Annotated in this window: 8 protein-coding genes; 3 read left to right on the forward strand and 5 right to left on the reverse strand. The window is 65.0% G+C overall.

Features of this window, described 5'->3' with window-relative positions; translation table 11 throughout:
- Positions 1-39: 39 nt before the first annotated feature.
- The 3 genes from FJ930_RS16545 to FJ930_RS16555 all read right to left on the reverse strand — a co-directional run bounded on the left by FJ930_RS16545 (position 40) and on the right by FJ930_RS16555 (position 4,099).
- Positions 40-1,143, reverse strand: coding sequence for a serine hydrolase domain-containing protein (locus tag FJ930_RS16545; RefSeq protein WP_141839097.1), 1,104 nt, complete (start codon positions 1,141-1,143; stop codon positions 40-42).
- Between the two features lie 168 nt (positions 1,144-1,311).
- A complete protein-coding gene (locus FJ930_RS16550) occupies positions 1,312-2,916 on the reverse strand; it encodes an ABC transporter substrate-binding protein (RefSeq protein WP_141839099.1) in 1,605 nt (534 codons plus the stop codon).
- 49 nt (positions 2,917-2,965) lie between these two features.
- A complete protein-coding gene (locus FJ930_RS16555; RefSeq protein WP_141839101.1) occupies positions 2,966-4,099 on the reverse strand; it encodes an FAD-binding oxidoreductase in 1,134 nt (377 codons plus the stop codon).
- Between the two features lie 136 nt (positions 4,100-4,235).
- Between FJ930_RS16555 and FJ930_RS16560 the strand changes: the two genes are divergently transcribed.
- Together FJ930_RS16560 and FJ930_RS16565 are read left to right on the forward strand one after the other, a co-directional pair.
- Positions 4,236-4,853, forward strand: coding sequence for an XRE family transcriptional regulator (locus FJ930_RS16560; protein WP_141839103.1), 618 nt, complete (start codon positions 4,236-4,238; stop codon positions 4,851-4,853).
- Between the two features lie 90 nt (positions 4,854-4,943).
- A complete protein-coding gene (locus FJ930_RS16565; protein ID WP_140741577.1) occupies positions 4,944-5,183 on the forward strand; it encodes a hypothetical protein in 240 nt (79 codons plus the stop codon).
- A gap of 74 nt (positions 5,184-5,257) precedes the next feature.
- Here FJ930_RS16565 and FJ930_RS16570 read toward each other — a convergent pair whose 3' ends face one another.
- The gene (locus tag FJ930_RS16570; protein ID WP_140741793.1) at positions 5,258-5,641 is read right to left on the reverse strand and encodes an SgcJ/EcaC family oxidoreductase; all 384 of its coding nucleotides are present in this window, start codon (positions 5,639-5,641) and stop codon (positions 5,258-5,260) included.
- A gap of 269 nt (positions 5,642-5,910) precedes the next feature.
- Here FJ930_RS16570 and FJ930_RS16575 point away from each other — a divergent pair, with 269 nt between their 5' ends.
- Complete coding sequence (locus tag FJ930_RS16575) at positions 5,911-6,615, forward strand: SDR family oxidoreductase (protein ID WP_141839105.1); 705 nt, start codon at positions 5,911-5,913, stop codon at positions 6,613-6,615.
- 187 nt (positions 6,616-6,802) lie between these two features.
- Here the strand turns inward: FJ930_RS16575 and FJ930_RS16585 are convergent, their stop codons facing one another.
- Positions 6,803-8,059 (reverse strand): cytochrome c peroxidase, encoded by a 1,257-nt coding sequence (locus FJ930_RS16585; protein ID WP_141839109.1) that lies wholly within the window; start codon positions 8,057-8,059, stop codon positions 6,803-6,805.
- Positions 8,060-8,468 lie beyond the last annotated feature (409 nt).

Genomic DNA, 8,468 nt, shown 5'->3' on the forward strand with positions numbered 1-8,468 from the left:
TCTGAAGGCAGCAGTTCGATTTCCTACCCCTCCCTAAGATCACAGTCGCAAGATTGTCGCGATCGCCTGATCGACCACGGGGTGCATGCCGCTCGCCTGGAAGGACAGGCGGTTGCCGGAGCCGACATTGCTGGTCATGGCGATGGTGAGGTCCGATGCGGGATCGTGCAGCATGACGGCGACATAGCCCGGAATGCTGCCCTGGTGGCCGTAGAAGGCGCGGTCGGCATAGGCGCTCTGGAACATGCCGGCGCCGGTCTCGCGCATGCGGGTGCCGGGGAAGCTTGCCGGAACGCGGTGTTCGAACATCTCCGCGAAGAAAGGCGGCGACAGCAGCCTGCCGGAGAACAGGCCGCGCATGAAACCCACCATGTCGGACGGCGTCGACACCATGTCGCCGCAGCCATAGGCAGCCCCGAACGGGAAGGAATCGGAAGAATCCTGCAGTTCGTCGGAATAGGGAAGCACGCCGTCCATGCGCCACATCTCGCCGCCCGAGGCGATGTCGGTGGGCGCGTCCGGCGCCGGCGGCGGGCGGTGGTAGTAGCCGCGCACCATCAAGTTTTCCGGAAAGGTTTCGGTCGCCGGTGACCAGGTGTTGTCCAGGCCGAGCGGCTGCAGGATCGCGCTCCTGACATAGGCGCCGAGCGACTGTCCGGAAACGGCCTCGATCACCATGCCGGCCAGGACATAACCGGTGTTGTTGTAGACCGCCGGACCGCCAGGCGCCTTCTGCTTGTCGGAGGCGAAGGCGATATCGACCAGTTGTCGGGGCGTCCACCGCCGGGTCGGATCCATCGGAATGTAGTATTCGAATTCCGGCAGGCCGCTGCGATGGTTGATCAGCTGGCGCGCGGAAATGTCTTTCGCCCCCGGCAGGTCCGGGAACCAGGCGAAGATCGGCGCGCCGAGATCGAGCTTGCCGTCTTGAGCAAGCTTGACCAAAGCGGCGGCGACGAAGGTCTTGGTGCAACTGCCGATCTTGAACAACTGGTCCGATGTGGCGGCGACATTGTGCTGCCGGTCGGCGAGGCCGGCGGTGAGGGCGGTCGGCACCGCCCTGTCGAGGGCGAAAGCCAGGGAGGCACCCACGGCGCCATCGGCGAGGTAGGTGTCGAGGAGGGCGGTCAGATTTTCACGCATGGTCCACCTTTCTTCCTTCTCCCCCTGTGGGAGAAGGTGGATCGGCGCGCAGCGCCGAGACGGTTGAGGGGTGCTGGACGGAGTGCGGGCGGTACCAAGCTGGAACACCCCTCATCCGTCGCCTTCGGCGACACCTTCTCCCTCAGGGGGAGAAGGGCGAGCCAGGTCCTACTCCGCCATGTCGACGGCGGCGAAATTCTGCCGGCCAAAGGGGTCGAGGACGTAGTTGAGCACGCTCTTGCGGATCGGGATCGCCACCACCGAATGAGCGATCGGCGCCACCGGCACCTCGTCCTTCAGGATCGCCTGCGCCTTCTCGTAGATCGCGGCGCGCTCCTTCGGGTCGGCGGCGACGCGGCCTTCATCCAGCAGTTTCTCGAAATCCTTGTCGCACCAGCGCGAGCGGTTGGAGCCGCCTTTAACGCCGTCGCAGGACAGGAGATAGCTCAGCATGTTGTCAGGATCGCCATTGTCGCTGCTGCCACCGAGCAGGAACGCGTCCTGGTCGCCCGCCGCCGTGCGCTTCAGATACTCGCCCCATTCGAAGCTGACGATCTCGGACTGGACGCCCACCTTCGCCCAGTCGGCCTGGATCATCTCGGCCATGCGCTTGGCGTTGGGATTGTAGGGGCGCGACACCGGCATCGCCCACAGGCTGACGTTGAGGCCGCTTTCCTGGCCGGCTTCCTTCAGCAGTTTTTTGGCGCCGTCGGGATCATAGTCGATGCCGGCATCGGTGACGGCGCCGAGCTGCGCCGGCGGCACGACGCTGCCGGCCACGGTGCCGGCGCCGGCATAGACGGCCTCGACGATCGCCTTGCGATCGATGGCCTTGGCCAGTGCGGTGCGCACCCGCTTGTCGCCCAGCGGCTGGTGTTCGACATTGAAGCCGAGGATGCCGATGTTCTGGCCCTTGAGGTCGAGCACCGTGATGTCGGGATCATTGCGCAGATCGGCGACAGCGCTTGGCGGCGGCGGGGCGGCGACCTGGCATTCATTGGCCTTGATGCGCTCGACACGGGTGGTCGGCTCGGGCGTGATGGCGAAGACCAGTGTGTCGATCTTCGGCGCGCCGCGCCAGTAGTCCTTGTTGGCGGCATAGCGGACCTGGCTGTCGGGCACATAGGCCTGAAGCACGAACGGCCCGGTGCCGACCGGCATGCTGTCGATCAGCTCCGGCGTGCCGGCCGCGACCATCTTCTCAGTCTGCTCCAGCGACAGAATGGAGAGATAGTCGAGCGCCAGCCCGGCCAGGAAGGTGACGTTGGGCGCGGTCAGCGTGAAGCGCACGGTATATTCGTCGACCTTGTCTATCTTGTCGATCAGCGTGCCCATGCCGAGTGCGTTGAAATACTCGTAAGCGCCGCCGCCGAGCTTGTGATAGGGATTGGCGGCATCGCGCTGGCGGTTGAACGTGTAGAGCACGTCGTCGGCGTTGAAGTCGCGCGTCGGCGTAAAGTGCTCGTTCGACTGGAACTTCACGCCGTGGCGAAGGTGGAAGGTGTAGGTCTTGCCGTCGGGCGAGACATCCCAGCTTTCGGCCAGCGCCGGCCCGACCTCGGTCGTGCCCGGCTTGAACTCGACCAGCCGATTGAAGATCGTCTTGGCGGCGGCGTCCATGGTGGAATCGGCGATGCCGATCGCCGGGTTGAAGGTCTCGGGATTTGCTTCGGAGCAATAGACGAGCGTCTTGGCATCGGCTTGCCCGGCAAGCATCGAGGCGGCCAGAACCGACGAGGCAAGAAGGACTGCGCGCAGAACGGTGGATTTCATCGCAAACGCTCCTGATGACACTTTACGGGTTGAGGGAAGGGCTTGAACTTCATGGGGTCGCCGCCGGAACAAGGAAGCGGTCGGGCGCCAGCGCGGCCGCGGTGACGCCAAGGGCCGTGACATCCCCCGGCAAGGGTTGGCCGCGCATCAGCGCCGAGCTCAGCCTCGCCAGCGTCAGCGATACCTGGAAGCCATAGCCGCCCTGGCCGCCGAGCCAGAAGAAGCCGGGCAGGCGCGGGTCGAAGCCGGCGACCGGCGTGCGGTCGGGCGCGAAGGTGCGCAGGCCCGCCCACGGCGTCGACGGGCGGCCGATGCGCATCGACGTCGCCTGCTCGATGCGGTCGACGGCGATGGCGACGTCGATGTCTTCAGGGTAGGCGTCGCAAGGCTCGCTATCGGTTTCATCGGCGAGCGAGCCGATCAGCCTGCCGGCGTCGGGCTTGAAGTAGAACTGCTCGTGCAGGTCGACCACCAGCGGCCAGCCGGATATGTCCATGCCGGCGGGCGGGTCGAACAGGAAGGCGGTGCGCCGTTTCGGCTGGAAACCGAGGCCGGAGAGCCCCGCCATGCCGGCGACGACATCGACCCAGGCGCCGGCGGCGTTGACGACGATCTCGGCAGTATAGACACCGGCATTCGTCTCCACCCGCAGGCCGCCGCCGTCGGGCGAGATGGCGCGGACCTCCTCGCCGGTGCGGATGATGCCGCCGCCGGCTTTCAGCGCCGAGGCGCTTGACCCCAGCATCTTGCCCGTGTCGACATCCACCGCGTCCGGCTCGTAGACGCCGCCGCAGGTGGCTTCGGCGGCAATGACCGGAACCAGCGCGTGGAGTTCGGCCGCCGACAGGCGGCGCACGCTTGGCACCAGCGCCTGTAATTCGCCGGCCAGCCTGTCGATGGCGTCGCCGTCGCCGCTCCAGCCGACATGCAGCGCGCCGCGCCGATGGGCGACGAAGCCGCCCTCGACTATTCGTTGCCGGCTGGCGAGCGTCAGCCCGCGCACGACCCGGTTGCCGTAGGTCTCGGTGAACAAAGCGGCGGAGCGGCCGCTGGCGTGGTAGCCGAGATGCGGCTCGCGCTCGAGGACGGTAACATCGGCCCAGTCCGCCACCGCGGCAGCCACTGACAGGCCGGCGATGCCGCCGCCGATAACGACGATCTTTCTGCGAGAATTCGACTGCATCCACCAGTCGTAAAAATAATTTCGTATCCAGTCAATATTTAGCGTATAAGAAAATTGTTGGCATTGTTGATGGTGGCGGGGAGTTGGACTACCTAGGGTGAACAGGCGGCCTCGTGGCCGCGCCATGGAGCTGACAATGTCGGAGCAACCGAACCTCGGTGATTGTCTGCGCGCCTTGAGGAAAACGCATGGCTGGACCTTGCAGGAAGTCAGCGCGCTTACCGGCGTCGCGGTGTCGACGCTGTCCAAGGTCGAGAACGACCAGATGTCGCTCAGCTATGACAAGCTCTTGCAGATCTGCGAGGGGCTCGGCATCCATGTGACGGAGCTGCTCAGCGGCGACCGCAAGCAGCCGGCGGCGCGCACGCGCCGCTCGGTGACGTCACAGTCCAACACGCTGCGCCAACTCACCCGCAACTATGACTACCGGTATCTCGCCACCGACCTGGTGCGCAAACGCATGGTGCCGATCCATGCCTATGCGCGCGCCCGCACGCCCGAAGAGTTCGGGCCGCTGACCCGGCATGCCGGCGAGGAGTTCCTGATCGTGCTCAAGGGCGAGATCGAACTGCACACCGACCAGTACGCGCCGGTGCGGCTCAAGCAAGGCGAGAGCGTCTACATCGATTCCACCATGGGGCATGCCTACCTGTCCGTGGGTGAGGGGGACGCCGAGATGCTCTGCGTCTGTTCCGGCGAGGAGCCGGACATGGAAGGCACGCTGCTCAGCGTGCTGGAGACGGTGGATGGGTAGGGGCTTCCTATTCCGGGGGCGGCATTTTGGAATTCATACAGATGATGCAGCGGACAACGAATCGGCGCTATTATTTCGTCGGCGAACCGAATGGGGGTGGCTGTGCGAGAATTGCCCAGGAATGTCGATGCCGACGCAGTCATCGAAATCGGTCGCTACCTGGACGATCAGGGCAAGGTGGCACCCGTCTCGCTCTCGTGTGCAATCGAGGCCATTCGCAAGCTGGTACAGACCGGACTGACCGACTTCGAACTTGAAGAATTGATCCTCGAGAGCGCGGCGGCGCGTCATCTGGCCTTGCTGCTGGACACCGACAGCGGCCGGCGCTGACATGTCAGCGGCGCTGACATGTCAGCCGAGGTGATCCGGCTATCGATGCCCGATACGTGCTTGCCGATGCTGGACTATTCCTTTTTCGTCGCAAGAAGGTTCGCATCGCGCGCGAGACGCCATTGGCCGTCCTTCTCCTTGCGCAGCAGCGTCAGCGTGTATCCCGACCGATGGGCGCTGCCATCCGGCGAGGTGATGCTCATTTCGATGCGGTTGCGGATAAAGGCCCAGTCCCCAAGCAATTGCAGTTCGAGGATCTCGCTCGTCCCGTCGATCTTCGCGTCGGCCATGCCTTGCGAGGCCTTGGCGAAAGCCGCCTTGCCGAACGGCTCCCGGCCGGGAACCATGAAGACCACGTCATCGGTCATGAGCGAGAGAACGGTCGTCGTGTCACCGTTCTTGCTGGCCGTCATCCAGGTGTCGACCACCTGCCTGATGGCTTTCTCGTCTTCATTCATCGGATAGTCCTCCGCAAGCTGGGACAACGATTGGTGCCTGGCCGGGTGAGTTCGGGGATCGGCGAGGGCAAAGATAGGGCGGCCTCGGACATCAGCAATAAAGGCTGTTGCCCAGCTCGCTCAGGGCTGGCCGGTGGCGCCGGATGTGTTGAGTTTTTCTGCAGCCTGAATTCAGTCTTTCCGGTTCGAACTGGCCGGCGAAACCGGCTATACCCGTGCCCTTGCCGCCGGCAATGCCGGTTGCAGTATCCAACCCGAGAGGAAACAGGATGAGCGTAGAAAAAGTGGCTGTTGTGGTGGCCGGCGGCAGCGGCATGGGGGCGGCGGCGGCGAAGCGGCTGGCGGCCGACGGGTTCAAGGTCGCCATCCTGTCGTCGTCGGGCAAGGGCGAGGCGCTGGCCAAGGAGTTGGGCGGGCTCGGCGTCACCGGTTCCAACCAGTCGAACGACGATCTGCGGCGCCTCGCCGACCTGACGCTGGAGCGCTATGGCCGCATCGACGTGCTGGTCAACAGCGGCGGCCACGGGCCGCGCGCACCGATCCTGGAAATCACCGACGAGCAATGGCACACCGGCATGGATGTCTATCTGCTCAACGTCATCAGGCCGGTGCGCATCGTGGCACCACATATGGTCAAGCAGAAGGGCGGCGCTATCATCAACATCTCGACGGCCTGGGTCGCCGAGCCGAACGCGATGTTCCCGACCTCCGCCGTGTTCCGCGCCGGCCTTGCCGCCTACACCAAGATCTTCGCCAACACCTATGCCGCCGACAATGTGCGCATGAACAATGTGCTGCCCGGCTGGATCGACAGTCTGCCGGCCACCGAGGAGCGCCGCGACAGCGTGCCGATGCAGCGCTACGGCACTTCGGAGGAGATTGCCGCGACCATCGCCTTCCTCGCCTCGGACGGCGCCGGCTACATCACCGGCCAGAACATCCGCGTGGATGGGGGCATTATTCGGGCGCTGTGAGGTAGGGCGGTAGGGCTCCCCCTTCTCCCCATGTGGGAGAAGGTGTCGCCGAAGGCGACGGATGAGGGGTGTTCCAGCTTGGCGACATCTCTGAAATCACCATGGCCTCATTTCTTCCAACACCCCTCATCCGTCTCGGCGCTGCGCGCCGATCCACCTTCTCCCTCAAGGGGAGAAGGCAAGGGCGTCACTGCTGGTCCGCGTCGGTCAGCGTGCCGAGAAAGGCGACGATGTCGTCGATCTCGGCATCCGTCAGCACCGGCTTATCGCCAGGCTTTTTGCCATCGAAGGGTGGATCCTGGTTGAGATTTCCCCAGTAAGCCCTGGGCAGGTCATCGTATTTGTTAACCGTGCCGTCGGCGTTGCTCGGATACCAGTGGCCCGGATCGGTGTCGCGGCTGGCGTAGAAGGCGACAGCATCGCGCAGCGTGTGGAAGCGGCCATTGTGGAAGAAACTCTGGCGCAGCGCGACATTGCGCAGCGTCGGCGTCTCGAACAGACCGCAATACTCCGTCCGGCCCTTGAAATCGGTGCGCAGCGGGCCGCACAGGCCAAGATCGGCATAGGCGGGGTCGGCATTGGCCGGAATGGCCGGATTGCGCGGCACGGCTATGGCGATCAGGCCGAAATCGGTGAATTGCGGCGGCTCGCCGTTATTGGCGGGCTCGCTGAGATGGCAGCTGGCGCAATTGCCCTTGGCCTCGTCCTCGAACAGTGCCCGGCCGCGCAGTTCCTGCGCCGTGAGCCGCGCCTTGCCGGCGAGGAAGGCGTCGTAGCGGCTGGAATAGGGATAGAAGTCGGCGGCACTCTGCTCGAAAGTGCCGAGCGCCTCGGCGGCGGCGGCGAAGGCATCGCCGGGATGATCGAACACGTCGTCGCCAAAGGCGGCCTCGAATTCGGCGGCATAGGCGGCCTTGCGCAAGGCGGCGGTGATGGCGGCTTCATCCTTGTTGGCCATCTCGAAAGGCGAGAGGAGGGGGATCTTCGCCTGATCCTCGCCGTGATCGGCGCGGCCGTCCCAGGTCAGGCCGCCGGTTGGACCATTGTCGACGCTCTCGTCGCCCTCATCCTCGGAATCGTGGAAATGCTCGGTGAAGGCGGGCGCCGCCTGCAGGTAGCGCAGCGAGGGAACGGCGCGGACGCCCGGCCGGTCCAAGTTCGGCCCGCCCATCTCGACCGGCGAGGCAGAGGCCGGGCCGAAGGCGTGGCGCGGGTCATGGCAGGACGAGCAGGCCTGCTTGCCCGAGGCCGACAGCGAGGGGTCGAAGAACATCTTCCGGCCGAGCGCGGTCAGCGCGTTGGCTCGTTGGAACGCCTCGGCGCGTGACAATGGACCGGGGTGGACGCTGCCGGCGCCGGCGCGGACGGTGTTTGCGGAGGAGATCGCGGCGATGGCCAATAGCGAAGCGGCGACGGCGCGGTTCTTCCATTGTGCAACTGGCATCTCGGCTGGTCCGTTTCTGGTCCGGCAATCTGGAATCGGCATTGCTACGGCTTGATGACCGTGCGCCCCGACCGCTTTATCCAGATCGGTAGCGTTCCTTCCCCTCTGTCCTGCCGGACATCTCCCCCGCAAGGGGGGAGATCGGCAGCTTCAGCGGCAGCACCCTTCAAACTTTTGTGATTGGCGAGGCCGCTGTCACCCCTTTGAGCGGGGCGGGGGAGGGAATACTGCCGCGCACCCTTTGATCCTATTTTAGTGCCGAGCTTCGGCAATCTGCCGAGATCAGCGCCCACAGAGTCTCCCTCCCCCTTGTGGCACGGCTATCGCGTATGGAGTCTTGCGAAGAGGGACCCCCACCCCTAACTTGCCGGGGCGAGCCACGGGTCTCGCCCGTCCTTCGGACCCCCAC

The organism is Mesorhizobium sp. B2-4-15, from assembly GCF_006658505.1.
Lineage (GTDB): Bacteria > Pseudomonadota > Alphaproteobacteria > Rhizobiales > Rhizobiaceae > Mesorhizobium.